General features: G+C 69.3%; 22 protein-coding genes. 6 read left to right on the top strand and 16 right to left on the bottom strand.

Annotated features, from left to right (window positions below):
* Positions 1-109: 109 nt before the first annotated feature.
* Together SPR02S_RS45945 and SPR02S_RS45940 are read left to right on the top strand one after the other, a co-directional pair.
* Positions 110-1,153 carry a rhamnogalacturonan acetylesterase gene (locus SPR02S_RS45945; RefSeq protein ID WP_019063805.1) on the top strand — a complete coding sequence of 348 codons (1,044 nt, stop codon included), beginning with the start codon at positions 110-112 and terminating at the stop codon, positions 1,151-1,153.
* Positions 1,154-1,237: 84 nt separating this feature from the next.
* Positions 1,238-2,944 (top strand): DUF2264 domain-containing protein, encoded by a 1,707-nt coding sequence (locus tag SPR02S_RS45940; protein WP_019063804.1) that lies wholly within the window; start codon positions 1,238-1,240, stop codon positions 2,942-2,944.
* Here the strand turns inward: SPR02S_RS45940 and SPR02S_RS45935 are convergent.
* Positions 2,889-4,460 (bottom strand): hypothetical protein, encoded by a 1,572-nt coding sequence (locus SPR02S_RS45935; RefSeq protein WP_020684279.1) that lies wholly within the window; start codon positions 4,458-4,460, stop codon positions 2,889-2,891. The two genes, SPR02S_RS45940 and SPR02S_RS45935, sit on opposite strands and share 56 nt — an antisense overlap.
* A gap of 195 nt (positions 4,461-4,655) precedes the next feature.
* Here SPR02S_RS45935 and SPR02S_RS45930 point away from each other — a divergent pair, with 195 nt between their 5' ends.
* Complete coding sequence (locus SPR02S_RS45930; protein WP_019063803.1) at positions 4,656-5,078, top strand: NUDIX hydrolase; 423 nt, start codon at positions 4,656-4,658, stop codon at positions 5,076-5,078.
* On the opposite strand, the gene SPR02S_RS45925 is transcribed toward SPR02S_RS45930, so the two are convergent.
* From SPR02S_RS45925 to SPR02S_RS45915, 3 genes are all read right to left on the bottom strand, one after another.
* Complete coding sequence (locus tag SPR02S_RS45925; RefSeq protein ID WP_019063802.1) at positions 5,065-5,790, bottom strand: hypothetical protein; 726 nt, start codon at positions 5,788-5,790, stop codon at positions 5,065-5,067. The genes SPR02S_RS45930 and SPR02S_RS45925 overlap by 14 nt on opposite strands.
* A gap of 22 nt (positions 5,791-5,812) precedes the next feature.
* On the bottom strand, positions 5,813-7,240 hold the full coding sequence (locus SPR02S_RS45920; RefSeq protein WP_026151484.1) for a prenyltransferase/squalene oxidase repeat-containing protein: 1,428 nt from the start codon (positions 7,238-7,240) through the stop codon (positions 5,813-5,815).
* A 101-nt stretch (positions 7,241-7,341) separates the two neighbouring features.
* Positions 7,342-7,923, bottom strand: coding sequence for a TetR-like C-terminal domain-containing protein (locus SPR02S_RS45915; protein WP_019063800.1), 582 nt, complete (start codon positions 7,921-7,923; stop codon positions 7,342-7,344).
* A gap of 123 nt (positions 7,924-8,046) precedes the next feature.
* On the opposite strand from SPR02S_RS45915, the gene SPR02S_RS45910 reads away from it, so the two are divergent.
* From SPR02S_RS45910 to SPR02S_RS45900, 3 genes are all read left to right on the top strand, one after another.
* On the top strand, positions 8,047-9,324 hold the full coding sequence (locus tag SPR02S_RS45910; RefSeq protein ID WP_019063799.1) for a YhgE/Pip domain-containing protein: 1,278 nt from the start codon (positions 8,047-8,049) through the stop codon (positions 9,322-9,324).
* 102 nt (positions 9,325-9,426) lie between these two features.
* On the top strand, positions 9,427-10,050 hold the full coding sequence (locus SPR02S_RS45905; protein ID WP_019063798.1) for a helix-turn-helix domain-containing protein: 624 nt from the start codon (positions 9,427-9,429) through the stop codon (positions 10,048-10,050).
* Complete coding sequence (locus SPR02S_RS45900) at positions 10,047-11,363, top strand: MFS transporter (protein ID WP_019063797.1); 1,317 nt, start codon at positions 10,047-10,049, stop codon at positions 11,361-11,363. Before SPR02S_RS45905 ends, SPR02S_RS45900 begins: the two co-directional genes overlap by 4 nt.
* A 41-nt stretch (positions 11,364-11,404) precedes the next feature.
* On the opposite strand, the gene SPR02S_RS45895 is transcribed toward SPR02S_RS45900, so the two are convergent.
* The 12 genes from SPR02S_RS45895 to SPR02S_RS45835 all read right to left on the bottom strand — a co-directional run bounded on the left by SPR02S_RS45895 (position 11,405) and on the right by SPR02S_RS45835 (position 25,516).
* Positions 11,405-11,932: a PASTA domain-containing protein gene (locus SPR02S_RS45895; protein WP_019063796.1), complete on the bottom strand. Its 528-nt coding sequence runs from the start codon at positions 11,930-11,932 to the stop codon at positions 11,405-11,407.
* Positions 11,929-12,498 carry a SigE family RNA polymerase sigma factor gene (locus SPR02S_RS45890; RefSeq protein ID WP_019063795.1) on the bottom strand — a complete coding sequence of 190 codons (570 nt, stop codon included), beginning with the start codon at positions 12,496-12,498 and terminating at the stop codon, positions 11,929-11,931. Before SPR02S_RS45890 ends, SPR02S_RS45895 begins: the two co-directional genes overlap by 4 nt.
* A 76-nt stretch (positions 12,499-12,574) precedes the next feature.
* Positions 12,575-13,573 carry an MFS transporter gene (locus SPR02S_RS57860; RefSeq protein ID WP_019063794.1) on the bottom strand — a complete coding sequence of 333 codons (999 nt, stop codon included), beginning with the start codon at positions 13,571-13,573 and terminating at the stop codon, positions 12,575-12,577.
* Complete coding sequence (locus SPR02S_RS45880; protein WP_019063793.1) at positions 13,570-14,370, bottom strand: ABC transporter permease; 801 nt, start codon at positions 14,368-14,370, stop codon at positions 13,570-13,572. The genes SPR02S_RS57860 and SPR02S_RS45880 overlap by 4 nt, the downstream gene beginning before the upstream one ends.
* A gap of 5 nt (positions 14,371-14,375) precedes the next feature.
* Entirely contained in the window at positions 14,376-15,179 is an 804-nt protein-coding gene (locus SPR02S_RS45875) for an ABC transporter permease (RefSeq protein ID WP_019063792.1), read from the bottom strand.
* A gap of 1 nt (position 15,180) precedes the next feature.
* On the bottom strand, positions 15,181-16,191 hold the full coding sequence (locus SPR02S_RS45870) for an ABC transporter ATP-binding protein (protein WP_019063791.1): 1,011 nt from the start codon (positions 16,189-16,191) through the stop codon (positions 15,181-15,183).
* A 34-nt stretch (positions 16,192-16,225) separates the two neighbouring features.
* Positions 16,226-17,398 carry an MFS transporter gene (locus SPR02S_RS45865; RefSeq protein WP_078623199.1) on the bottom strand — a complete coding sequence of 391 codons (1,173 nt, stop codon included), beginning with the start codon at positions 17,396-17,398 and terminating at the stop codon, positions 16,226-16,228.
* Positions 17,395-20,262 (bottom strand): glycoside hydrolase family 2 TIM barrel-domain containing protein, encoded by a 2,868-nt coding sequence (locus SPR02S_RS45860; protein ID WP_019063789.1) that lies wholly within the window; start codon positions 20,260-20,262, stop codon positions 17,395-17,397. The genes SPR02S_RS45865 and SPR02S_RS45860 overlap by 4 nt, the downstream gene beginning before the upstream one ends.
* Before the next feature lie 27 nt (positions 20,263-20,289).
* On the bottom strand, positions 20,290-21,156 hold the full coding sequence (locus tag SPR02S_RS45855; RefSeq protein WP_019063788.1) for a carbohydrate ABC transporter permease: 867 nt from the start codon (positions 21,154-21,156) through the stop codon (positions 20,290-20,292).
* Positions 21,153-22,121: a carbohydrate ABC transporter permease gene (locus SPR02S_RS45850; RefSeq protein ID WP_019063787.1), complete on the bottom strand. Its 969-nt coding sequence runs from the start codon at positions 22,119-22,121 to the stop codon at positions 21,153-21,155. The genes SPR02S_RS45855 and SPR02S_RS45850 overlap by 4 nt, the downstream gene beginning before the upstream one ends.
* Positions 22,122-22,141: 20 nt before the next feature.
* Positions 22,142-23,407 (bottom strand): ABC transporter substrate-binding protein, encoded by a 1,266-nt coding sequence (locus SPR02S_RS45845; protein WP_026151483.1) that lies wholly within the window; start codon positions 23,405-23,407, stop codon positions 22,142-22,144.
* 225 nt (positions 23,408-23,632) lie between these two features.
* On the bottom strand, positions 23,633-25,516 hold the full coding sequence (locus tag SPR02S_RS45835) for a glycoside hydrolase (RefSeq protein ID WP_019063783.1): 1,884 nt from the start codon (positions 25,514-25,516) through the stop codon (positions 23,633-23,635).
* Positions 25,517-25,526: the final 10 nt, after the last annotated feature.

The raw sequence follows: 25,526 nt of genomic DNA, 5'->3' as shown, positions 1-25,526 counted from the left end.
GCAGCCTTGGAGTTGGCAATGAAGTGAAATCTGCCGCAGGTCTAGAAAGCGCTTGTCCGGAGCGGTACGGTCCACCGCCAGGCCTTGTCGTCGGACGGAGGAGCCACGCATGAGACGTTTCAACATCGCCCTGCTGGCCGCACTGACCCTGAGCACCGCCCTGTCGACCGCACCCGCCCAGGCCCACGACCGCACGCCCCCGCTCGGCCTCGCCAACTGCATCGCCACCGCTTGCCACTTCGACGTCCCAGCCGGCACCTACGACGTCACGGTCCGCCTCGGCGGCGAGAGCGCGGCGAGTACGGCCATCACGGGCGAGACCCGGCGCTCCCTGCTCCCCGAGACGGCCACCGCGGCGGGCCGCACTGTGACCCGCAGCTTCACGGTCAACGTCCGTACGCCAGAAGGCGAACCGACCGGCCCCGACGGCACCCCCGGCCTCGACCTCGCCATCGGCGGCACCGCCCCCGCACTCGCCGACATCCGCGTCACCCCCGCCCACCATGCCCGCCAGATCATCCTGATCGGCGACTCCACGGTCTGCGACCAACCGGGCGACCCGTACTCCGGCTGGGGCCAACAGCTCCCGCAGTTCCTGCGCAAGGGCGTGTCCGTCGCCAACTACGCGGATTCCGGGGAGAGTACGGTCACCTACCTGGAGAATCCCTTGCTGTGGGGGACAGTTCAGCCGCTGATCCACCCCGGCGACCTGGTTCTCGTCCAACTCGCCCACAACGACAAGACGACCGACGAGGCCACGTATCGCGCGAACTTGGAAACCCTCGTAGCGGGTATCCGTGACAAGGGCGGTCGGCCGGCCCTCGTGACACCGATCGTCCGACGCTGGTTCAATGCCGACGGCACACTGAACAACAACACAGCGCTGCTGGTGAACGGACTCGGCGTCGACCTGCCGGGCGTCATCCGCTCGGTCGCCGCGACCGAGGGGGTAACGCTGATCGATCTCACGGCGCAGACCAAAGCGCTGGTGGAATCGCTGGGAGTGGAAGGCTCCAAGGCCCTCTACCTCTACAACGAGAAGAAGGACAACACGCATACTTCCGCGCACGGGGCCACCGTGTACGCGGGCCTGGTCCGCGACGCACTCGTGGCCCGGCATCTGCTGCCGGAGGACCGGGTACGAGTGGGGTGAGACCCGAAAGACCCCTGGGGCGTTCCGACCGGAACCGGGGCGCCCCAGGTTCCACTCTCCCGCCGTGCGTGTGAAAGCGAGCCGATGCAACTCCCTGCCGACAACCGTGTGTTGAGCCCGCGCACCGGCTACACCCGCGCCCACTGGGAGACGGCCGCCGACACCCTCCTCACGGCGGTGGAGCCGTACGCGACCGAGGACCGCGCGCTCTACCACCTCCCCGGCACCCGTACCAGCTGGTCCGGCAGCCTCTCCGACGGCCTGGAGGGCTACGCCCGCACCCTGCTGCTGGCCGCCTTCCGCCGCGACGAGACGGCCCTGGAGCGCTACGCGGACGGTCTGGCGGCAGGCGTCGCGGGCGTCTGGCCGAGCATCGAGGACCGCAGCCAGCCCCTCGTCGAGGCCGCCTCGATCGCCCTCGCCCTGCGCCTGACCCGCCCCCTCCTCTGGGACCGCCTCGACGAACCCGTACGGCAGCGCGCGGCGGCCTGGCTCGCGGACGCCCTCACCGCCGAACCCTGGCCCTGCAACTGGGAGTTGTTCCCCGTCACGGTCGGCGGCTTCCTCCAGGAGATCGGTTACGAGGTCGACGAGTCCCGCAAGGCCGTCGACCGAGGACTGTCGCGCATCGAGGACTGGTACGTCGGCGACGGCTGGTACACGGATGGCGACGGCCGCAAGTTCGACTACTACAACGGCTGGGCGATGCACCTCTACCCGGTCCTGCACGCCTGGCTCGCCGACGACCCCCGCCTCCTCGACCTCTACGGCGGTCGCCTGGAACGCCATCTCGCCGACTACGCCCGCCTGTTCGGCGGAGACGGCGCCCCGATGCACCAGGGCCGGTCCCTGACGTACCGCTTCGCGACGACGGCTCCGCTGTGGCTGGGGGCGCTGACGGGTCGTACGCCGTTGCCGCCGGGGGAGACGCGACGGCTGGCGTCGGGCGCGCTGAAGTACTTCCTGGAGCGCGGGGCGGTGGACGACCGGGGGCTGCTGAGTCTGGGCTGGCACGGGCCCAACGAGGCTGTCCTGCAAGGCTATTCGGGCCCCGCGTCCCCGTACTGGGCCAGCAAGGGATTCCTCGGCCTGCTCCTCCCGCCGGACCACGAGGTGTGGACGGCGGCCGAGGAGCCTGGTCCGGTGGAGCGGGAGGATGCGATCACGGCGATCGCGCCCGCCAACTGGCTGCTCCAGTCGACCAGTTCGGACGGCCTGGTCCGCCTCCACAACCACGGCAGCGAGGACGTCCGCTACGACCCGTACTACACGCGCCTCGCCTACTCGACGGTGACGGAGCCTTCGTCGTCGTACGACAACAGCGTGATCGTCGGCGGGGATCCGAGCCGTACGGAGATCGTGCCCTTGGGGGCCGGGGAGGGCTGGGTCGCTTCCCGGCACACGGCGGCTTCCGGGGCCCGGGTGGTCAGCCTGGTGGTGGCCGAGGGGGCTGTGGAGGTGCGGGCCCATCTGGTGGTGGGCGCGGCTGCGGGGACGCCGGTCCGGGTCACGGGGTGGTCGGCGGAGGAAGGGCCGCGCGCCGAACTCGTTTCCCTGCACGGCCTGTTGGACGGCGTGGGTGAGGTCGGTGACGGGCCCATCCTGTTCGTCGCGCTGGCCCGCCTCACCGGAGAACTGGACCCCCGTCCCCTCGCGGAACTCGTGTCCGTGGAGGTCGACGGGGATCACGGCGTCTCCGTTCAGTGGACCGGCGGCAAGCGGACGGGGTTCCGGTTCACGGAGTCAGCCGGGCGATCCGCAGACTCGTCGTGGTCGGTGAAGCCCCGTTGAGCGGGCTCGCGTAGGTCGGGGTGACCGGGGCGTACGCCCAGGTCAGCGTGCCGTTCTTCAGGACCGCTATGTCACCGCTGATCCGGGCGGTCACCACCTTGTCCGCACTCTGGGCCTTGCCGTTCCAGTCGATGAGCCGCAGGTGGGTGCCCGTGAAGGTGCCGGTGCAGGTGCCCGCGTTGCACTTGGCACCCTTCAGGGACTCCCACGAGACCAGGAGCCGGTCCTTGCCGTAGGGCGCGATGTGCACGTTGACGTTCTCGGTGCCGGCCGCGCTCGTGAGGTAAACCGCCTTGCCGGGACCGGAGTTGCGGTTCGCCATGAAGGCGACGGCGACCTGGTGGGTGCTCGTCTTCGGGGTGACCGTCCAGCCGCGTCCGCTGGAGTCGGCGGAGTTCTTCTTGGCCGAGGCGGCGCCGCGCGAGGCGAAGGCGGTGGCGTACCGGCCGCTCGCCGACTTCACCAGGTCACCGGTGCGGCTGGGGAAGGTACCACCGCAGTACCCTGCCCAGCACTGCTCGCGCTGCACGACCGGTGCGACGTCCGGGGCGCCGATCCCGGTGGAGACGAACAGGCCCGAGCGCCAGTCGTCGAAGCACAGCGAGGTGAAGGCGCCGGAGGTCTCCGCGTGCAGCGCGGTGCCCTCGTTGTGGCTGCACCCCCAGCTCCAACCACCGCTCAGCTTCGCCCCCTTGGCGCTGATGTACGTCAACTTGTCGCCGAAGTGGCCGTCCGCGAAACCGCCCGCGCCGTGCACGACGAAGTACGCGCCGTACTTGGTGCCGTTCCAGGTGAGTTGGCCGTCGAGACCCGGGGAGGTGTCGTTGGAGGCGGTGCCGGTGAGCTTGGTGCGGAAGGTCTGCTTGCCGCCCGTGTAGCGGACGATCGCGGCGGCCGTCTCCTTCCACTTGTTGGTGTCGGAGACCCGGGTGAGCAGCGCGAAGCCGTCGTTGTGTGCGACGAGCCCGCCAACTTCCTTGGCGCCCTTGACGATTGTGTCGGCGCCCGAGCGCAGTCCGGCGGCGTTCAACGGGGTCACGTGGACGCCGTCGGCGGCGGGCCAGGCCACGCGCAGGGTGCCGTTGGGGGCCACGGCCGTGGTCGTACGGGTCCACTCGCGGGTGTTGTTGTAACCGGCGGTCAGATAAGGGAACTTGGCGGCGAGCGCCACCGTGGTGCTGATCGGGGTGAGCGTGCCGGTCGCGGCCTTGGCGGCCGTCGAGGTCTTCGCGACGGCCTTCGGGGTGGTCTTCGCCGAGGCGGACGCGGTCGCCGTGCCGGAGGCGGACGTAGAGCCGTCGGCTGCGGCCTCGGAGGAAGCCGAGGCACTGGTGGACGCGGAGGTGGACGTCTTGGCCGCGGTCGAGCCACCGCTGTCGCCGCTGTTCGTCGCCGCGGTCGCGTACCACGCACCGCCGAGCAGGGCCGCGACGGCGAGCGAGCCCGCGAGCGGCTTGCGGGCGATGCGGCGGGGGGAGCGGCGACGGTGTGTCGTGGTGCGTCTTGCGTTGGTCATGTTCCCATGTCGCCACTGGTGCGGGGGAGGTTGCCGTGGCGCTGCGCGAAATATTCGGAGGGAGATGAATGCGCAGGCGTCCCGAGGTGAGACCGGCTCCACAGCCGGGGCAGGCCGATCCTGGTACGTTGGATGCTTTCCTGGGTATCAGACCCTTTGGACTCATCTCCGGCGAGGGACCGAGGAACCATGACCATGGACCCCGGCGACAAGCGACTGGCGGCGGCTGTCGTTATGGACGACGACGGGCGCGTACTTCTGGTGCGCCGCAGTGCGACCGAGCGGTTCCTGCCGCGCGTGTGGGGCGTTCCGTGCGGGAAGCTGGAGCCGGACGAGCTTCCCGAGGACGGTGCCTTGCGGGAGCTGAAGGAAGAGACCGGGCTGCTCGGTGAGATCGTCCGCAAGATCGGCGAATCGTCCTTCGTGAGCGAGTACCGGGGCGGCGAGATCAAGAACTGGCAGGACAACTTCCTGGTCAGGCCGCTGACCCTGGAGATCACCCTCCCCGAGCCCGACCAGGCGTATCTCTGGCTCCCGCCGTCCGAGCTCGCCGGTGCGGGGATCGATATCGACGCGTACAACCTGGACGTCGTACGACAGGCCCTCACGAACTTCTGAGCGACTCCGCGAGGCCGTTCAGCGCGGCGAGATAGTCCCGCGCTTCGAGCGGCACCTTCGCCACCGCCCCCGGATGCGGGCCCGCCGCCGTGAACACATCGGTGTGGCGCCGCCGTTCGGCACCCGTCTCCAGGAACAGAGTCACCGTCGGTACGTCCGTGTCGCACCAGGCCCGGTGCAGGGTGTACGCCGGGAGGGCGTAGGCGCTGCCCGCCGCGTACTGACCCGTGTGCGTCAGCCGCAGTCGTGCCGGTCCCGTCGGCCGCAGCCGCCAGTCGGAGCTGCGCTCGGCCAGGGACTCCTCGTACCGGTCCGCCGTGATCCCGCCGTCGTCTCGCGCCTCGTACAACTCCATGGCGAGCCGGCCCCGGACCACGTAAGAGGCAAGCGGGGAACGGTGGTTGTGAATGTCCTCCGTGCCGATCGCCCTCGCGCCGGGATGCCAGAAGTGCGCACGCAGCATGTGGCGCGGTCCGCCGTCGATCAGCAACAGCTTGTCGAAGCCCAGGACATGACGGTACGACAGCTTCGCGCAGGCCTCGGGATCGCCCTCGCCGGAGGCGAGTTCGGCGACCAGCTCCAACAGGCGGTCGGGGGAGCCCAGTTCGGCGACGACGGCACGGGCCGCGGTCACCGTCTCGTGGTCGGACAGTTCGCCGTCCAGCGTCTCGGTCAGCAGCCGTCGCGCCGCCAGGATCTGCCGACCACCCATGCACTCACTCCCCAACTACGGCTCACACCGGGCTCGTTCGAGTATCCGGCTGATACATCCATACGGCATGTGCGCGCAGCGCCGAAAGCCCTTGATAGGTCATCCAGATGGGCTGGCGCATTTCCTCGGTCGTCGTGAACCCGGACCCGTCCCGGCTCCAGGACCAGATGCCGTCGGTCTGGGCCGCCCACACCGCGGCGGCCGCGCCGTTCAGCAGTTCCCGCCAGGTGTCCTCGACGCCGTCCTGGCGCGCGATCTCCTGGGCGCCCGGGGTGAGCAGCGCGCGCACGATCCAACTCGCCGTGAAATGCCGGACGTTGAGCACCTCGTGGTGCGAGGAGTCGTCCGGGTGCCGGCGGCGCACCTCCTCCCGCAGGTTCGCCAGGTCGGCGCAGTTGTCGTGCCCGGTCGCCGGGCAGGCCAGCAGCCAGCGCACCCCGTCCTCGCGCGCCGACCGCTCCACGGGCCCCTCGCCCAGGACAACGGCCGCCCGGTCCAGGGCGACCACGGCCTGCGCGGTGTGCAGGGCGGAGGGCTGGGCGGGGTGCCCGACCCAGGGGAGCGGGGAGAGACGGTGGCTCCAACAGCGGCGGTGCTGGCGCTGCGGGTCGGAGAACGCGCCGTCGACCAGGGCGCCGCGCAGCACGGGAATCGTCGGCGCGTCCGGTGCCGCACGCAGCAGCCCCCGCATCACCGTGGTGACGACATGGGTCAACGCCCGCCCCGTACCGTCGAGTTCACGGGTGAACCCGGCCTCGCAGCGCGCCACCTCGTCCGCCAGCCGCTCCCGCGAGGCACCCGCCCGGGCCAGCGCGCCCAGCACCATCGCGGTGACCTCCGGGCGGGCCACCGACCCCTGCGAACGGGCCGACCAGCCGCCGCCCTGCAGCCGTAGCCGCCACAGCGTGTCGATGAGATCGCCGGTGTGCAGCCGTCCGTCCGCCACCCCCAGGTCCAGCACGATGTGCAGCCCGTACGCGGTGGCCAGCGAGGTCGGCCGGACCGGGCCGTCCAGTTCCTGGAGGGAGTGCGGCCAGCCGACGAGACGGCCGCGCACCGGGTCGTCCACCACGGCGACCTGCGCGGCGAGGGTGTCGTAGGCCGAAGTGAACACCTGTGGCAGCGGGCCGGGGGCGTTCGGCGCGAGCGGCGCGGGCGCGGTGAGGGGTGCGGGTCCTGCCGTGCGGGCGCGGAGCAGGGCCGCCGCCAGCCAGGTCATCCCGACCGTGGCGAATCCGCTCAGCCCGGAGATCAGATACTTGGCCGGTTCCCCGTCGATCGAGTCGGGCAGCACGCCGAACAGGAACTGGAACACCGCGTATCCCGCGGCCACACACCCGAACCGGCCGAGCCAGCTCACGAAGCGGGTCGGCGGGCTCCCGCCGGGAGTCGCCGGACCGGGCGGCCCCGGGGCCCTCAAGGGACCACGTCCCAGTTGCTGTTGAGACAAGGCGCGCTCCCTCCCCCCTGGGTGGCACGTGACGTTCGCGAAGTTTCCAGTCTAAGTGGTCAGCGATACACCTGGGGCGCGGACCGGAACCGGCATCTCCGTCACCCCGGTTGACCCTCCCGCGGCCAGTGCGTCAGCGCCACATGCAGCGCGTCGACCGCACGCTCCCAGGACCGCCGCACGTCACGCGGCGCGCCGAAGCTGCCGGTGGACTCCAGCGCGCAGTAACCGTGGAACGTACTCCTCAACAGCCGTACGGCGTCGGTGAGATCGGGTTCCGTCAGGCCGTAGGCGCGCAGCATGCCGTAGGTGATCTCGGCGGTGCGGCGCAGGGCGGGAGAGTCGGCGATCAGGGACTGGTCGACGCGGATCTGGGTGGCGGCGTACCGGCCCGGGTGCTCCAGGGCGTAGGCCCGGTACGCGTCGGCGAAGGCGCCCAGCGCCTCCCGGCCCGTGCGGTCGGCGACCGCGACGGCGATGCGGTCGATCAGCTCGCCGCCCGCGAGGAACGCGACCCGGGTGCGCAGGTCCTGGAGGTTCCGGACGTGCGAGTACAGGCTCGCGTCCTTCACGCCGAAGCCGCGGGCCAGCGCGGACAGGCTGACGTTCTCGAAACCGACCTCGTCGGCGAGGTCGGCGGCGGCCGCCACGACCCGGTCGGCGGTGAGTCCCGCGCGCGGCACGACCCACCACCTCTCCTCTGACCTGCGAAAACCAGAACCCCTAGGACGATAGCCAATAACAACAGGGGTGTCCGGCGCGTTTCCGCACCGCCCCGCCGGACTCCGGCACCAGACTTGCCCACCATGGACGACGACTCCGGCACCCCCGCCCCCACCGGCCTCCGCGCCACCGCACTCCTCGGCCGCCCCAAACTGTGGCTCATCCCCACCGTGCTCACCGGCCTGCTCGCATTCCTGCTGTCCCTCCTCTACATGGGCGGCATCGTCAACCCCAACCGCGAACTGCGCGACCTCCCCATCGCCCTCGTCAACAGCGACACCGGCAAACCCCTCACCGGCCAGCAGCAGAACCTGGGCACCCAGATCACCCACTCCATCGCGACCAACTCCGGTAGCCGCGCGGCAGGTTGGCGTCAGCTCACGAGAGCCCAGGCCCAGGACGAACTCGACGCGGGCAAGGTCTACGGCGCCCTCGTCATCCCCGCCGACTTCACGAACTCCGTCGCCGCACTGACCACCACGAACGCCACCGCCCGCCCGACCATCACCGTGCTGACCAACCCCGGCAAGGGCAGCCTCGGCTCGTCCCTCGCGAGCAAGATCTCCTCCACGGCGGCCCAGCAGGCCTCGCTCACCATCGGCAAGCAGCTCGGTGCGGCGGCCACGCAGGCCGACGCCACGCAGAAGCTGTTCCTCGCGGACCCGGTGCGGATCATCACCCAGGTCGGCCACCCCATCGGCGACAACAGCGGCATCGGCCTGACCGCCTTCTACTACACCCTGCTGCTGGTCCTGGCCGGTTTCATGGGTGGCAACGTCATCAGCAACGGCGTCGACACCGGCCTCGGCTACGCCGACAACGAGATCGGCCCCTGGCACACCCGCCGCCCCACCGTCCCCATCGACCGCACCCAGACACTGCTCCTGAAGATGGTCATGACGGCCGGCATCACCCTCCTCAGCGTCTCCCTGATCATGCTCGCCGGCGTGAGCATCCTCGGCATGGACGCGACCCACATCCCGCTCCTGTGGATCTACTCCTACTGCGCGGCTCTCGCCGTCGGCCTCGGCGTCCAGGCCATCAACGCCGCGTTCGGCGGAATCGGCCAGCTGGTCTCCATGTTCGTGTTCATCGTCCTGGGCCTCCCCTCCTCCGGCGCGACCGTCCCCCTCCAGGCCGTCCCCGGCTTCTACCGCTTCCTCTCCCACTTCGAGCCCATGCGCCAACTCAGCGACGGCGTAAGGGCGATCCTCTACTTCGACGCCCGCGGCGACGCGGGGCTCACACGCGCGTGGACCATGATCGGGGTCGGTACGGCCATCGGTCTGCTCTTCGGTTTCGCGATGGTCCAGTACTACGACAGGAAGGGCCACAAGCGCCTGACGCCGCAGCCCGCTTGAGGCGCCCCGCTTGAGGCGCCCCGATCGAGGCATCCCGCTCCCAACTCTTCGGCTGGATCTGAGAGTTGACTCTCAGGTTTTCTAAGAGAACACTCTCAGACCATGGATTCCGGCAACCGCGATTCCGGCAACCGCTTCGGCGACCTAGAGATATCCGACCCGAGGACCATGCGCGCGCTGGCGCACCCCGTGCGCCTCGCGATCCTCGAACGCCTCCAGCGCCACGGCCCCGCCACCGCCTCCCGGCTCTCCCCGCACGTGGGCGCCACCCCGTCCGTCACCAGCTGGCATCTGCGCCATCTCGCCGGCTTCGGCCTGGTCCGCGACGCCGAGGGCGGCACCGACCGGCGGGAGCGGCGCTGGGCGGCGGTGGCAAGGGGCTTCCGGTTCGAGACGCCGGAGGACGAGGAGGGCCGGTCGGCGGCGCAGGTGCTGACCGGCGAGATGTTCGCACGCAACGCCGACCTGCCGCTGCGCTGGCTCACGGACACGGCACCCGGACTGGAACCGGAGTGGACCAGGCTGGCAGGCGCGAGCAACACGCGGATCGTGGTGACGGCGGACGAACTGGCCGCGCTGAAGGACGCGTTGGAGGTACTGATCGCGCCGTACGTCGTCCGCGAACCGGACTGGCGGCCCCCGGGCAGCAGAGATGTCCGGCTCCTGACGTACGCGCTGCCGGAGGGCGCCGGGAACGCGGGCGACGACACGGACGCCCCGGAGTGAAGGGCGGTCGGGTCCTGCGGCCGGGCCCGGACTCACTGTGGCGGGACCGCCGCTTCGTACGGTTCTGGTGCGGACAGTCCGTCTCCCAGTTCGGCGACCGGATCTCCGAACTGGCCCTGCCGCTCATGGCGGTTGGCGCACTGCACGCCTCCGCGAACCAGGTCGCCCTGCTGACCGCCCTGGTCTGGACACCGAACCTCCTGGGCCTGTTCCTGGGTGCCTGGGTGGACCGTCGACCCGGCAAACGCCAACTCATGCTGCTCGCCGACCTGTTCAGAGCCGCCGTACTGCTGACGCTCCCGATCGCCTACGCCTTCGACACCGTCACGCTCGGCCAGCTGTACACGGTGGCGCTGCTGACCGGCACGGCCGCGGTGGTGTTCAACACGGCGTACTCGTCCTTCTTCGCCCACCTCGTGCCGCCGGAGTCGTACGTCGAGGCGAACTCCAAGCTCAGCGCGAGCAGGTCGGTGTCCTTCATCGCCGGTCCCGCGGTCGGCGGTGGTCTCGTCCAGGCACTGACGGCACCGGTCGCGGTGATCGCGGACGCGCTGTCGTTCGTGGCGTCGGCAATCCTGGTCGGACGTACGCGAGTTGACGAACCAGTTCCAGTTCCAGTTCCAGTTCCAGGTCAAGTTCCTGTTCCTGTTGCTACGACGTCGGCCGGTCCTTCGTTGCTGCGGCGCGCGAGGGAGGGGCTGACCTTCGTGATCCACGAGCCCGTCATGCGCGCGGGCCTGCTCTGCACCACGACCGTCAACTTCTTCACGTTCCTGTCGGGCACCGGCCTACTCGTGCTGTTCGCCGACCGGGTGCTCCAACTGTCGCCCGGCGCCATCGGGTTGGCGTTCGGGCTGGGTGCGACCGGCGGCCTCCTGGGCGCGGTGGCGTCCCCCGCGATCGCCCGCCGGATCGGCATCGGCCGCAGCATCGTCGTGGGCGCCGTCGTCTTCCCCGCCCCCTACGCCCTCATCGCGGCGGCGACCGGCCCGAGTTGGGCCCGTCTCGGCACCCTGGGCGCGGCCGAGTTCCTCTCCGCCTTCGGCGTGATGCTCCTCGACGTCAACCTCAACTCCCTCCAGACCTCGGTGGTCCCGGACGGCCTCCGCAGCCGCGTGGCCGGCGCCTACAGCACGGTCAACTACGGGATACGTCCGCTGGGGGCGCTGGTCGGCGGTGGACTGGCCACGCTGGCGGGCCTGAGAGTGATGCTGATGGTCGCCGCGGTCGGGGGAGCGTTGTCGGCGGTGTGGTTGCTGGCTTCGCCGATACCGGGGATACGGGTGCTGAAGCCGGCGTCCGACCGGTCCTGAGCGGCTCGCGCGCGCACGCCCAGGACCGGGGCCCTACCCGGTCAACTCGGTCGGCCCGCGCAGAGCTTCACGTTCACGGTGTCGCCCGCTTTCACGATCTTCGGGGCGTGGGGGGTCACCTCGACCACCGAGCCCGGCTTGCAGCCCGGGCTGTTCACGCTGCTCACCGTGCCGAGCTTGATGTCGGCCTTGAGGAATTGCCCCTTGGTCGTGCGCAGGTCCGTGCCCGTGAAGTCGACGGCGACGGGGCCTCCCCCCTTGCCGAAGTCCACCAGCAGGATGGCCTTCTTGTAGTCGGAACCCTTGGTGGTGGCCGTGGTCATGGGCTTCTCCGCCGTCGTCGGCGTGCTGCCGCCGGTCATGGAGGCCAGCGCCGTGCCGCCGCCCGCGACGATCAGGGCGGTGGCGACACCGGCGATGAGGGTGGCGCGCCTGCGGCGGGTGCGGTGGACCATGTCGGCCGTGTCGAAGGCCGGAGTGGCGGTGGAGTGCGCGAAGTCGTTCATGGCGTTGATCAGTTCCTCTTCGAAAGGTGTGCAGCCGGAGGACCGCGGGTCCTGCGAACTCATCGGGTTCCTTCCGTGAGCTGCTGTGGTGAAGGATCGGAGAGTGCGGGAAACTGGCTTCTCAACCGGCCGATTCCACGCGCCAGTTGGGAACGGACGGTGCTCGGCGAGATCTTCAGGTCGGCCGCTATCTCGGCGTCGGACAGATCGTGGAAGTACCGCAGCACCACCACCGTCCGCATCCGCATGGGCAGTTGCTGAAGCGCACGGACCAACTGGTCCCGGCTGTCGATCCGTCCGTACTCGTCGCCCGGCGCGGCCGGCTCGCCGTCCACCGGGTGCTGAGTCGTACGGCGGAATCGGCGCCAGCGGTCGTTGGCGAGGTTGACCATGATCCGCCGTACGTACGCGTCCGGGGCGTCCTTGGCACTGATCGTGCGCCACTTGCGGCAGGCCCGCTCCAGGGTCTCCTGGACCAGATCCTCCGCCGCGTCGCGGCTGCCCGTCAGGACCAGCGCGCCCCGGAACAGCGCGGCCGACCGGGCGGCGACGAATCCATGGAAGTCCCCCTCCAGCGAACCGACTCCGATGCGCCCCGCGCCCGTTGCCCACTTGGCTGCCAGATCCACACGCTCCTCCCTTCCTGTCACCCCTCCTCGACGAGAAAGCCCACGGATCTGCTGCACGGCCCTGACGTGACCTGGGTCACGCCATCGAGATCCTGCTCGTCAGTACGGCCGCCCCCAGCCCCGCCACGGCCAGCGACGCCAACGCCAACCGCAGGCTCGTCGCCCCCGCCAGCAGCCCCACCACCGGCCCGGCCAGCAGAAACCCCGGCCACTGACCGATCGTGATCACCGACACCGCCTCACCGGGCGGCACCTCGGGCTGCCGCCCGGCCGGCGCGAACACCGCCGGAAGCACACACGCCAGACCCAGTCCTACGACCGTGAAGCCGGCCAGCGCGTACGGCAGTCCGGGGTGCACGAGCCCAACTCCCACCCCCAGCACGATCGTCAGGAGCGACACCTGCACGAAGACCCGGCGGCCCCACCTCGCCACGAAGCGATCGCCCACCAGCCGCCCGACGAGGATCGCCACGGTGAAGCACGTGTACGTCGCCGCGCCGAGCGCCGCCCCTTCGTCCAGATAGTCGGCCGTGAACACCGAACTCCACTGCGAGGCCGCGCCCTCGACGAAGGACGCCAGGAACGCGACGCCGGCCAGCAGCACCAACTGCGGTGTGAAACGGTGCCGCAACGACCTGCGGTGTCGCTCCGCGGCCACCTCCTCGTCCGGCAGGCGCCCGCCCAGGATCAGCAGCAGCACCCCAAGTACCGTGCTGCTCGCCGCCAGTTGGACCCCCGGCGGCACCCCGCCCGCCGCGGCCAGGGTGCCGATCGCCCCGCCCGCCAGCACCCCGCAGCTGAAGGAGGCGTGGAACCGGGACATCAGCGGGCTGCCGTGGGCGCGTTCGACGGCTACCGCGAGGGCGTTCACGGGAGTGTTCAGGAACGTCGCCGACAGACCCCACACCGCCAGACCCAGCACCAGCGCCGGGAGTGCCGAAGTGTCCAGCCCCACCTGGTCGCGGGTCGCCGGGATACGCGCCATCCAACTGCCCTGTGTGCAGCCGAGGATGACGAAGACCAGGCTGACCGCGAGACGGGCCCGTAAGTCGGACGGGACCGCCGTCGCGGTCACCCGTTCACCCCCGTGTAGTGGCCCAGACTCCACCGCCACAGCAGCCGCGCCGCGAGATACAGCAGCAGGCCTACGAGGGGTGAGCTCGCCGCCAGCCAGTACGGCACCCCGATGTCGTGGCCGTGCCCGGTCAGTACGGCGGCCGGGAGGAAGGCGACGAACGCGAGCGGAAGGCCGTAGGTGAGGAAGCCGCCCACCGCTCGGGGCAGGACGTTGAGCGGGTAGTTGCCGAAGGTGCCGAGGAGGTCCTCCACCCAGCGGCTCCAGTAGTCCGCGGACGGGAAGCGCAGGGAGGCGGAGGCCACGGTGGTGAAGAGGGCCGCTTCCAGGAGCATGCCGCCCAGCAGCGCGGCGATCAGGTACGCGACGCGGCCCGCGGTCCAGTCCAGGTGGCTGCGGCTGAGCGCGCCGACCATCAGCCCGCCCGCCACCGTGAGGTCGCCGATCGCGTTGGTGGGGAAGTACTCCAGCTGGGCCTGGCGGTGGACCGGCATCGGGCGCACCAAGTAGATGTCGATACGGCCCTCCTGGATGTACCGGCCGATGCCGTGCATCCGGCCCAGGAACAGCACCATCAGGCCGTGCGCCATCATCCGCGTCGCCGGGATCAGCAGCACGTCCGAGCTGTCCCAGCCGCCCATCCCGGAGAACCGGGTGAGTAGCACGGTCGCGAACACGATCACCGACACCTGCCAGATCGCGCCGATCGCGATCATCAGCAGGAATTCGGTGCGATATTCCAGCTGGGCACGGAAGTTGAGACGCGTGATGCGCCAGACGATCCGGACGGCTTCCACTCGCGTCAACCTCCTTGGGCCACGACTCGACGGGCGGCGCGCCGCCACAGGAACCGGGTGAACAGGGCCAGGGACGCCACCCACACCGCCTGCAGGGCGAGTTGGGCCCCCGCGTCGGACAGCGGGACACGGCCCACATAGATCGAGAGCGGCACACTGAGTGTCGCCTGGAACGGCAGGAAGCGGCTCATCGTGATGAACCAGTCCGGGAAGAACCACAGCGGCGCGTACACCCCGGACAACAGGTTCTGCGCGAAGATCAGGATGAGCATCGCGGCCCCGTTGCGGAGCGTCCAGAAGCACAACTGGTCGATGAGGAGCATGACGTAGTACAGGACGAGCTGGCCCAGCAGCATGCTCAGCGCGAACACCCCTGCCACCGCAGGTGACTTGGGCGGTTCGACCACCCCGGTCGCGAGGCAGACGACGTAGCCGGCCAGTGCCCAGGCCAGGCCGTACATCTGCTCGCCGAACGCCCGCAGCGCGTAGTACCGCTGGGGCGGCAGCGGGCGCAGGTACCAGTAGATGATCGTGCCGAAGTGCATGTGCTGAAGGACCGCGTCCCGGCCCGAGCGCTGGTCCAACTCCCGCAGCCGGGAGGCGAGTACGGCCATGACGGCGTACGTCACCGCCTGGTCGCGGGTGAGTCCGGCGGTGGTGCCGGTCTGCGAGTACAGGCCGCGCCACAGGGACGCCACCAGGACCACCTGCACCGTGAGGCGGAGCAGGGCGGCGGTGATGCGGGGCGGGGCGAGCAGTTCGCCGAGCGGGGTGACACGGGCGGCGCGCCAGGCGTACAGGGCGGCCATCTCAGGCCTCCTCGGCCGGCGGCCCGGCCTGGACGTAGGCGGCCCGCATCACGTCCTCCAAGTCGGCCTCGTCCATGGCGACTTCGGTCACCTCGTAGCGCTCGATGACCTGCTTCAGCGCCTGATGGACGGTCGGCCCCTCGGTCCCGTCCGGGCCGAACACCACCTGCGGGCCGTCCCGCCGTACCAGCGCGATGCCGGGCAGCGGTACGACCTCGGCGTGCGCGTCGGCGAGGGTCGCGCGGATCTGCCAGGTCGAGCCGAACGTGCGGCGGATCTCGTCGAGGGTGCCGTCCAGTACCAGCCGGCCGTGGTTGATGAGGACGACCCGCTCGGCGAGCCGGGCGACCTCGGTCATGTCGTGCGTGGTCAGCAGGACCGTACGGCCGCGCTCCTCCACCTGGTGCCGCAGGAACTCCCGCACCTGCTCCTTCACGACCACGTCCATGCCGATGGTCGGCTCGTCGAGGAAGACGACCGGAGGGTCGTGCAGCAGGGCGGCGGCCAGATCGCAGCGCACCCGCTGCCCGAGGGAGAGATGGCGTACCCGGGTGTCCCAGAAGGTGGACAGTTCGAGGAGGTCGTCGAACTCCCGCAACCGCGCCGCGTGTTGGGCCTTCGGCACCTCGTAGATGTCCCGCAGGATCGCGAACGACTCACGCACCGGCAGGTCCCACCACAATTGGGTGCGCTGCCCGAACACCGCCCCGATATTACGGGCGTTGCGCTCCCGCTCCTCGTACGGCACCACGCCCGCCACCCGGGCCTCGCCGGAGGTGGGCCGGAGAATACCGGTGAGGATCTTGATGGTGGTGGACTTGCCGGCGCCGTTCGGGCCGAGCAGGGCGAGGAGTTCACCCGGGGCGACGTCGAACGTGACGTCGGAGACGGCGTACTTGGGCACGCGCTTCGGGTTGACGAGGGAGCGCAGACCGCCGACGAAGCCCGGGCGGCGGACAGTTGTGTGGAAGGTGCGGGACAACCCCCGTACCTCGATGCTGCTCGCGCTCACTGGATCGACCTTCGGGTGAGCCGGAACAGTGCGTTCATGATGCGGACCTCCTCGTCAGTCGGATCAGCCGGACGGTCGCCAGCAGCGACGCGCCCGACAACACGGTCAACAGCCAGGGCACCGCGTGGATCCCGGAGGCCTCGATCCCGACGCCGAGCAGCGGTGGAGCCGCCACCCCGCCGACGTTCGAGGCCGCGATCACCCACGCACCGGCCCGCCTGGCCTGCGGGAGCGCCGAGTTGAGCCACGAAAGGCCCGTCGGGAATACCGGCGCGATGAACAAGCCAACACCGGCGTACGCCACCGGTGCCACTCCTTTAATCAGCGTCAACAGCAGACACACCGTCATCCCGGCCGCGCACACCGCGAGGATGCGCTCGGGGGCGTAGCGCGTCGTGATCGGTACGACGAGGAAACGGCCGGCCGTCATCATCAGCCAGTAGACCGAGGTCGCCGACGCGGCCACGGTGGCGGTGTAGCCGACCGTCTCCAGATGTGTCGGCTCCCAGCCGCCGACGCCCGCCTCCACGGCCACGTTGAGGATGTAGAGCACGAGGAAGCCGACGAGGACTCGGGACAGCCCAAGGGATCTGGCTTTCGTCGTCGCTGGTGGGGTGTCAGATACACGTGTACGTACGCCACTTGAGCCCGCGAACACCAGCACCGCCGCCAGCACGGCGCACGCCCCGAACGCGTACGGGTAGTCGTCCGGGCCGAGCCACGCGATGACCGCCGGGCCGAGCACCGCGCCGATGCCGAAGTGCGCGTTGAGTACGTTCAGCATGGCGGTGGAACGGTCGCCGAAGCCGACGGCGAAGAGCTGGTTGAGGCCGTAGTCGACCCCGCCGAAGCCGAGGCCGCCGAGGAACGCGGCGGTGAGCGCGAGGGGCCAGTTCGGCGCGAGTGCGAATCCGGCCGCGCCCGCCGCCATCAGGCCGTAACTCCACGCCAGCAGTGACCTGTTGCTGATCCGGGAGTGGATCGCGTTGAAGGCGAGGACTCCGGCCACCCCGCCCGCGAAGTGCAGGCTCAGGCCGAGGGCGGCGGAGGAAGGGGACAGGCCGAACTCGTGGCGCAGGCCCGGGATCGCGGGGCCGTAGAGGGACTGGAGCATGCCGATGAGAACGAAGCCGACGCAGGACGCGACCGCGGCCGACCGGGCGAAGAGCCGGTCGGCCGCGGACGATTTCAACGCTGTGCCAGTCAACTGGTCTCCGGGGATTCCGAGAACACGTAGGAGAACTCGGTGGGTCGGGCGTTCAGGAAGTACTGCGGGAGCGGGCCCGGTCCGCAGGACTGCGAGCCGATGCCGTGCTGGGCGTGGTCGAGGTTCACCCAGACAGTGCCGCCGGGGGCGAGGTCGGTGCGGTGGGTGGCCGCGTCCAGCTCTTCCGTGGTCCAGCGGCGGGCGGTGAACCAGAACTCCGGGTCACCGTCTATGCGCAGGCCGCCCAGTTCCGCCCAACGGACGTCCGGGCGGGCGCCGTTCTCCTGCGGGCGGACGTAGGGGGTCTGGAGGTCGTCGACCGTGGACTGCCAACGTCCGAGCAGCGAGGCCGACTTGGTGTCCGGGTAACCCTCACCGGGGCCGCCGCCGAACCACTTCACGCGGTCGGCGCTCGCGTCGAGGCCGAAGCGGACACCGAGCCTCGGCAGCGGGAACGTCCAGTTGCCCTCGGGTGCCACGGACACCGTCAGCCGCAGCCGCGAACCGTCGGAGGTCCAGCGGTACACCGTGGCGAGGCCGATCTCCCAGGCGGCGGGTGCCACCCGGGTGCGGACGGTCAGCGCGTCCTCGCTCAACTCCACGCCGTCCAGGCGGTTCCGCATGCGGTGCAGCCCGAACTTGCGCCAGAGCAGGCCGAAGCGGACGTCGGTCTGCCAGGACGCGCCGTCGTCGTTGTCGGTGGGCGCCCGCCATACGTCGAGGCGGAGACCGGTGACCTCGACCGTGCCGATCGTCTTCAACTCACCTGTGCGCGCGTCGAAGGTGGCCGGGCCGAGGGCGATCCGCCGATCGGCGAGCACCGGCCCGGCGAGAGCGGAGACGGACGGCAACGGGCGTGCCGTGAGCGGGAATTGGCCCCAGCCGATGACATGGCCGGCGGCACCCCATGCGGTGTCGGACGCCAGCGACGCCCGTACGGTCCACTGGGATTCGGCGCCGTCGGACTCCGTGGGCGGTTCGGGCAGTTTGACGTCGGCGGACTCGCCGGGGGCGAGCGACGGCAACGTGAGGGTGCCCGACTCGACCGTCTCGCCGTCGACTTGGTACGACCACGTGAAGGTCAGGGCGGACAGGTCGGCGAAGTCGTACGCGTTGGTGATCCGTACGGTGCCGTCGGCGCCGTCGCCGGTGATGCGGACCGGCTCGATCACCTTCTTGTACTCGAGCAGGCCGGGGGAGGGGGTGCGGTCCGGGAAGAGCAGGCCGTCGCAGACGAAGTTCCCGTCGTGCAGCTCCTCGCCGAAGTCACCGCCGTACGCGAAGCCGTAGCGCTCGTCCTTGATGCCGTGGTCGATCCACTCCCAGACGAAACCGCCCTGGAGCCGGTCGTACGACTCGAAGAGGCGCTGGTAGTCGGCGAGTCCGCCGGGACCGTTGCCCATGGCGTGGGCGTACTCGCAGAGGATGAAGGGGAGTTGGCGGCGTTTGTGGGTGCCGCCGTCGAGGCCTTGGCCGATGCGCTCGACCTCGGCGTGGTCGGCGTACATCCGTGAATAGACGTCCGTGTCACGGCAGTCGATGTCGCCCTCGTAGTGCACGAGGCGCGAGTCGTCGCGGGCGTGGATCCACTCGGACATGGCCGTGAGGCCGCGACCGGTACCGGCCTCGTTGCCGAGCGACCAGATGACGACAGAGGGGTGGTTCTTGTCGCGTTCGACCATGCGGGCGGCGCGGTCCAGGAGGGCCGGGGTCCAGCGGTCGTCGTCAACAGGGTTGTCGCGCCAGGCCTGTTCGGTGAAACCGTGGGTCTCCAGGTCGCACTCGTCGATGACCCAGAGGCCGTACTCGTCGCACAGGTCCAGGAAGTCGGGGTGCGGTGGGTAGTGCGAGGTGCGGACGGCGTTGATGTTGTGCCGCTTCATCAGCAGCACGTCCTCCCGCATGGTCTCCAGGTCGAGGGCGCGGCCCTTCTCCGGGTGCCATTCATGGCGGTTGACGCCCTTGAAGAGGATCGCCTTGCCGTTGACCTTGATCAGGCCGTCGGAGAGTTCGACGGTCCGGAAGCCGATGCGCAGGGGGACGCGTTCGCCCTCCGTCGTCAGCAACCCGTCGTACAGGTAAGGGAGTTCGGCCGTCCACGCACGCACCGGCACGGTGACCGATTCACCCGTCGCGACATCGATGTCCAGGGCGGGCACGGTGATCCGGCCGTCGACGTCGGAGTCGACGCGCAGAGTGCCCTCGCCGCCGGTGTGGTCGTAGGAGGCGTGCACGAAGAAGTCGAGGGCGCTGCCCGGCGGGCGGTGCAGCAGGGTGACGCCACGGAAGATGCCGGGCAGCCACCACTGGTCCTGGTCCTCCAGGTAGGAGCCCGCCGACCACTGGTGGACGCGGACGGCGAGCACGTTGCCGGAGGGCTTCAGGAGATGGCCTACCGCGAACTCGTGCGGCAGCCTCGACCCCTTGAACTCGCCGAGGTCCGTGCCGTTCAGCCAGACCCGGGCGCAGGACTCGACGCCGTCGAAGCGCAGCACCGCCCCGCCGTCCGAGGGCCACTCGGACGGCAGGTCGAAGGTGCGGAGGTGATCGCCGGTCGGGTTCTCGGTCGGGACGCGCGGCGGGTCGACCGGGAAGGGGTAGAGGTGGTTGGTGTAGATCGGGGAGCCGTGACCCTGGAGGACCCAGTGGCCGGGGACCGTGACCTCGGCCCAGTCCCCGGCGTCGTAGTCCTCCTCGGCGAACGAGTCGTCCTCGGCGTCGGCCGTCGCCGACACACGCAGGCGCCAACTGCCGTTCAGCGACAGTGACTTCGTGTCCGGGGACGCGTACCGGGCGCGGGGCGGGAGGGCTCCGCTGCCCGGCGAGACGTCCTCGATGTAGTCGGCGACGGTGCTGGAAGTCATCGGTCTCCAGGTCGTGAGATGCGGGTGTCAGCCCTTGATGCCGGTCTGCGCGATGCCCTGGACCAGCCAGCGCTGGAGGAAGAGGAACACGAACACCAGGGGCAGGATGGAAACTGCGGTGGCCATGAAGATGAGATGGAAGTTGACGGTCTGGTTCGTGATGAACGACGACAGGGCGATCTGCACGGTCCAGGAGCTCGGGTCCTGGCCGATGACCAGCGGCCAGAGGAAGGCGTTCCAGCCGCTGATGAAGGTGATTGTGGCGATCGCCGCGAAGAAGTTCAGCGAGTTGGGCACGACGATCCGCCAGTACGCGCCCCAGTAGCCGAGCCCGTCCACGCGCGCCGCCTCCTCCAACTCCTTGGGGAACCCCAGGAAGTACTGCCGGAAGAGGAAGCAGGTGAAACCACTGAAGAGGCCTGGGATGATGAGGCCCCGGTAGGTGTCGACCCAGCCGAGCGACGAGACGAGGACGAAACTCGGCACGAAGGTGACGGCTGTGGGGACCATCAGGGTCGCCAGGACGACGTAGAAGACCTTGTTGGAGTGCTTGTACGGGATGCGGGCCAGGCCGTAGCCGGCCAGCGAGCAGACCAGGAGGGTGCCTACGGTCATCAGGACGGCGACGACCGTGGAGTTCCACAGGGCGCGGCCGAACTGGACGGTCTGGTCGTCGAAGAGCTCGGAGATGTTGCCCCACTGGAACGAGGGCAGCAGCCGCCAGTTCTCGCCGGTGATCTCCGCGTCCGTGGAGAGGGCGTTGCGGAGGATCAGGTAGAAGGGGATCAGGAAGAGCAGGGCGGCGATGCCGACGGCGAGGTACAGGCCGGTGTTGCCGAGGATGCCGCCGCGCTTCTTCCGCTTCTTGTCCAACTGCGGTGCGGTGGTGGTCACTTGGCCTCCTCCCCTCTTCCGAAGCCCATGATCTTGCCCTGGGCGAGCGTGACGATGCAGATCAGCAGGGACAGGATGACCGCGCCCGCGCTGCCCGCGCCGTAGTCCTGGTTCGTGCCGAGGGCCGCCTTGTAGAGCTCCATGAGCGGGGTCTGGGCCCAAGTCGCCTTGGTGGTGATGAGGTTGTAGAACTCGTCGAACGCCTGGTAGGCGGCGATGAGCAGCAGCAGGATCACCGCCGTGGAGGTGGCCCGGAGTTGGGGCAGGGTGATGTACCAGAACGTCTGCCAGCCCCGTTTGGCGCCGTCGATCTCGGCGGCCTCGTACAGCTCGGCCGGGATGTTCTGCAGCGCCGCGAGGAACAGGATCATGTAGAAACCGGACTGGATCCACAGCCGCAGGCTCACCAGCACCACCCAGTACCAGGGCGGGCTCGGGTTGGACAGATAGGCGATGTTGTCGACGCCGAACCAGCCGAGGACGGTGTTCGCCAGGCCGAAGCGGACACCGGTGAAGAGGGACATCTTCCAGATCAGCGCGGCGGCGACGTACGAGACGGCGGTCGGCAGGAAGAACACCGACCGGAAGAACGCCCGCATGAACCGGAGTTGGTTCACCAGCAGGGCCAGACCCAGCGACAGTGCCCATGTGGTCGGCACGATGAACGCGGCGAAGATCGTGAACGTCAGCAGCGAATCAGGGAAGTTGCTGTTGGTCAGGATCTGCCGGTAGTTGTCGAAGCCGACGAAGTTGCTCGGCGTGACGGTGTAGCGGGCGTCGAAGAAGCTGAGCCAGATGCTCCATCCGATGGGGACGAAGACGAAGATCACCAGGCCGATGAGGAAGGGGCCGGTGAAGAGCCAGAAGTTCAGGGTGGCGTTGGACCGCAGGCCCCGCCGCGGCCGGGCCTGGGAGGCCTTGGCCGGGGCGGGCTGGGCGACCCCGCGCGTGGTGGTGGTCGACATGTCGTGTTCCGTCCGCCGGCCTATCCGAACAGCTTCTTGAGCTCGACATCGACCTTCTTGTCGCAGGCGTCGAGCGCGGCCTCCGGGTCGCCGCCCTTGCGGACACTCGACGCGATCACGTCGTTGAGGGCGGTGATCATCGTCTGGTCCCAGGCGATGTTGTCGAAGTGGCCGTAGTCGGTGAAGAGCTTGACGGCCTCGGCCGGCAGACCCGACTTGAGCTTGGTGGCCTGCGCGGCGATCGAGCTGCGCGGCGGGACGTGGAAGCCGTACGAGAGCGCCCAGTCCTCCTGGTACTTCTTCTGCTCGATCCACAGCCACTTCACGTACGCCTTGGCCGCCTCGACGTTCTTGCCCTTGGCGTTGACGAACATCGACCAACCGCCGTTGGTGACCGACAGCTTGCCGTTGTCGCCGACCTTCGGGAACGGGAAGATGCCGAGGTCGTCACCGAGCGCCTTCTGCATGGCCGGCATGGACCACAGGCCGCCCCACTGGATGGCGCACAGGCCCTGGTTGAGCGAGGACGGGTCCCACCAGTCGGTCGGCGCGTCGAGGAGCACATGGCCGCTGGTGAACAGCTGGCGGAGCTGCTTGAGGCCCTGGACGACCGCGTCCGTGTGGTAGGCGATCTGGTTGTTCGCGTCGAGGGTGTCGGCGCCGGCCGACCAGATCAGGTTGCCCTGGACCGGTGTGAAGTCGTTGCCGAGATCGATGCCCTTGACCTTGTCGGTGGTCAACTTGGCGGCGGCTTCCAGCAGTTCGTCCAGCGTGGTCGGGACCTCGACCTTGGCCTTCTCCAGCATCGACTTGCGGTAGTAGAAGAACTGCGGGTCGTCGATCATCCGGACCCCGTAGATCTTGCCGTCCACGGTGTGCGAGTTGATGTCTGCCGGGTTGAAGTCGGACTTCACCGGATCGATGATGTCGCTCAGGTCGGCCACCTGGCCGCTCTTGACCAACTGCAACTGCGGGTGGAACTCGAAGACGTCGGGCGCCTGCTTGGTGAGCAGGGACGAGAAGAGCTTGGCCTCGAAGTTGGTGCCGGTGATCCAGGTGGTGGACACGTTGGCCTTCGAGTAGGCCTTGGCGTACCGCTTGATGGCCTGTTCGGTGCCCGCCTCGCCGTAGGCGTGGAAGAACTGGACGAGGTTCGTGCCCGAACCGGAGCCCCCGCCCCGCCCGTTGTTGCCGCCACAGGCGGCCAGGGTGCCGGCCGCGGCCATCCCCGCGGCCGCCCGGAATATCGATCGTCGGGACCAGTTGCTGTTGCTCATTGCCGACATGGTGACGTCCTTGTCTCTCGCGCGGCTGCGGCTCCACGGCTCCACGGCTGAGTGGTGGCCAGTGGCTCAAATCGAGGTGCGGAGCGGGACGTTAACCTTCGCCTAAGCCTTCGGCAAGGGGTTGGACGAAGCCTGTTCGAAGCGTTGTGTAGCGTTCGGGATACCGGACGTGACGAAGGTGCGGACCGCCGTCGAGGCGGCCCGCACCATGCGCTCAGCTGGTCATCACACCTTCGACCAGGCCTCGTTGGCCCCGCCGTTGCAGCTGTAGAGGATCACCTTGCTGCCGTCCGCGGTCGCCTGCCCGCTCACGTCGAGGCACTTCCCGGACGCCTCGCTGAGGATCTGTCCGTTGCCGTTCAGCAGCCATCGCTGGCCGGGATCACCCGTGAAGTCGGCGGCGGTCGTGAGCCCCGAACTCCCCACCGTCAGATACCCGTTGGCACTTTTCAGGCCGCCCTTCGCGTCGTACGACCACGTCTGCTCGACCCCGCCGGTACAGGTGCCGATCGCGGCTCCCGAGGCGTCCGCCGTCAGGCACTTGCCGGACTGCTTGCCCTGGAGGGCGCCGGTGACGGCTGTCGAACTCCCGTGACCCGTCCGGCCCTTGAGGGCCTTCTGGTCCTTCCGGTCCTTCTGGTCGAAGACGTACGTCGTGATCGAGCGGGCGGCGAGGGTCGTGGACACCGTGGAGCCGCTCACGTCCGGCTTCGCGACCTTCGCCCAGTTCTCCGTGGCCGAGGTGCGGACCGCCTGCGTCGCCCGCACCGGAACCTTGCTGTTGAAGTGCAGATTCAGCGAAGTGTCCGTCGTGTTCTGGTTGTTGACCACGACGACCCACTTGCCGTCCCGGTCGTACGAGCTCACCTCGACACCGCTCGGCGCACCCGTCACGTTGTGCGCGACGGAGCCGGGCCGCACGAACTTGCTGTACTGGCCCAGCGCGTAGTACCGCTTGGTGAAGTACAGGGTCTGGTTGCCGTTCGTCGCGTAGTCGGGGTCGTAGTAGACCAGCCCGTCGTTCCAGCCGACGTCGTTGCGCGCGGCCGGGTCCGTGCCGTAGCCGCTGGCGAGCGCCACCCACCACTGGAACGCCGAGTCGTGCGAGGTCGCGAAGTCCTTGTAGATGATGCGGGACATGAGCAGGGCGTTGTCGATCGTCGGGTCGTACTCCTGGTTCCAGCCCGTGCCGCCCTTGCCGAAGCAGCAGATCTCGGTGGCCCAGGAGGTCTTGCCGACCGTCTTCGCCGTCTCGTAGACATTGCCCAACCGGCCGTCGTTCGGGTTGTTGTACGTGTGATGCGCGAGCTTCGACACGTACTGCGCGGTGTCCGGCTGCGAGATCCACTGCGGGACCTCCGTGCTGAAGCTGACCGTGCTGCTCGACTCGTCGGCGATGATCGAGGTCTTCTGTTGCCGGGCCCGCTGCTCTGCGCCCAACGCCCGCACGATGTCGTCGCGTTGGTCGACGGTTACCTGCATGCCCTCCTGGCCGCAGTCGCCGAAATTGTTGTTCGGCTCGTTGAAGGGGCTGATGTAGTCGAACTTCGCACCCTGCTTCGCGAAGTGCGCGGTGACGTCGGCGATGTACTTCGCGTAGTCGCTCTCGTTCTCCGGCTTCAACTGGCCGCCGCAGCTCTGCCCGTTGGTCGTCCACTGCGCGGGCGCGCTGTTGACGAAGCCGATCAGGTCCTGCACGCCGTACTGCGCGGCGTACTTGAGGAACGTTCGACCGCCCTTGTCCTTGCTCCAGTCGTAGGTGCCGTCGGCGTTGAGGAAGTCCTGCGCCGCACGGGCCGGGGTGGTGACCGCGGTGCCGCCACCGCCGATGTTGTAGCGGTAGGAGGACAGGTCCAACCCTTGCTCGGAGAACAGGAGTTGGGCCACCCGGGCCTGGACCGCGGGCGTGAAGTTCTGCAGGTCGTTGACCCACCAGGCGCCGGACGCGCCGATGTTGTCGATGGTCTGGGCCGCGTGGGGGGAGACTTCGGCCGGTGCGACGCCGTCGGCGTTCGCGGGCGGCGCGGAGAGCAGGGCCCCGGTGACAGCGAGTGCGGCTGCCGCTGTCGCGAGGATCGTTGTCCTGGGGTGGGGGTGAGTCACGTGCATCCCTTCCGTC

Origin of the sequence: Streptomyces prunicolor NBRC 13075 (assembly GCF_000367365.1) — a bacterium.
GTDB lineage: Bacteria > Actinomycetota > Actinomycetes > Streptomycetales > Streptomycetaceae > Streptomyces > Streptomyces prunicolor.
Note: the sequence above shows the minus strand (reverse complement) of the source record. Positions and strands in the feature narration are given on the sequence as shown.

What these genes read in the sequence shown, in the direction of transcription:
- SPR02S_RS45845 (WP_026151483.1), bottom strand. Translation starts at nt 23,407, where the DNA reads ATGTCGGCAATGAGCAACAGCAACTGGTCCCGACGATCGATATTCCGG.
- SPR02S_RS45930 (WP_019063803.1), top strand. Translation starts at nt 4,656, where the DNA reads ATGGACCCCGGCGACAAGCGACTGGCGGCGGCTGTCGTTATGGACGAC.
- SPR02S_RS45835 (WP_019063783.1), bottom strand. Translation starts at nt 25,516, where the DNA reads ATGCACGTGACTCACCCCCACCCCAGGACAACGATCCTCGCGACAGCG.
- SPR02S_RS45895 (WP_019063796.1), bottom strand. Translation starts at nt 11,932, where the DNA reads ATGAGTTCGCAGGACCCGCGGTCCTCCGGCTGCACACCTTTCGAAGAG.
- SPR02S_RS45945 (WP_019063805.1), top strand. Translation starts at nt 110, where the DNA reads ATGAGACGTTTCAACATCGCCCTGCTGGCCGCACTGACCCTGAGCACC.
- SPR02S_RS45850 (WP_019063787.1), bottom strand. Translation starts at nt 22,121, where the DNA reads ATGTCGACCACCACCACGCGCGGGGTCGCCCAGCCCGCCCCGGCCAAG.
- SPR02S_RS45925 (WP_019063802.1), bottom strand. Translation starts at nt 5,790, where the DNA reads ATGGGTGGTCGGCAGATCCTGGCGGCGCGACGGCTGCTGACCGAGACG.
- SPR02S_RS45860 (WP_019063789.1), bottom strand. Translation starts at nt 20,262, where the DNA reads ATGACTTCCAGCACCGTCGCCGACTACATCGAGGACGTCTCGCCGGGC.
- SPR02S_RS45940 (WP_019063804.1), top strand. Translation starts at nt 1,238, where the DNA reads ATGCAACTCCCTGCCGACAACCGTGTGTTGAGCCCGCGCACCGGCTAC.
- SPR02S_RS45935 (WP_020684279.1), bottom strand. Translation starts at nt 4,460, where the DNA reads ATGACCAACGCAAGACGCACCACGACACACCGTCGCCGCTCCCCCCGC.
- SPR02S_RS45905 (WP_019063798.1), top strand. Translation starts at nt 9,427, where the DNA reads ATGGATTCCGGCAACCGCGATTCCGGCAACCGCTTCGGCGACCTAGAG.
- SPR02S_RS45910 (WP_019063799.1), top strand. Translation starts at nt 8,047, where the DNA reads ATGGACGACGACTCCGGCACCCCCGCCCCCACCGGCCTCCGCGCCACC.
- SPR02S_RS45875 (WP_019063792.1), bottom strand. Translation starts at nt 15,179, where the DNA reads ATGGCCGCCCTGTACGCCTGGCGCGCCGCCCGTGTCACCCCGCTCGGC.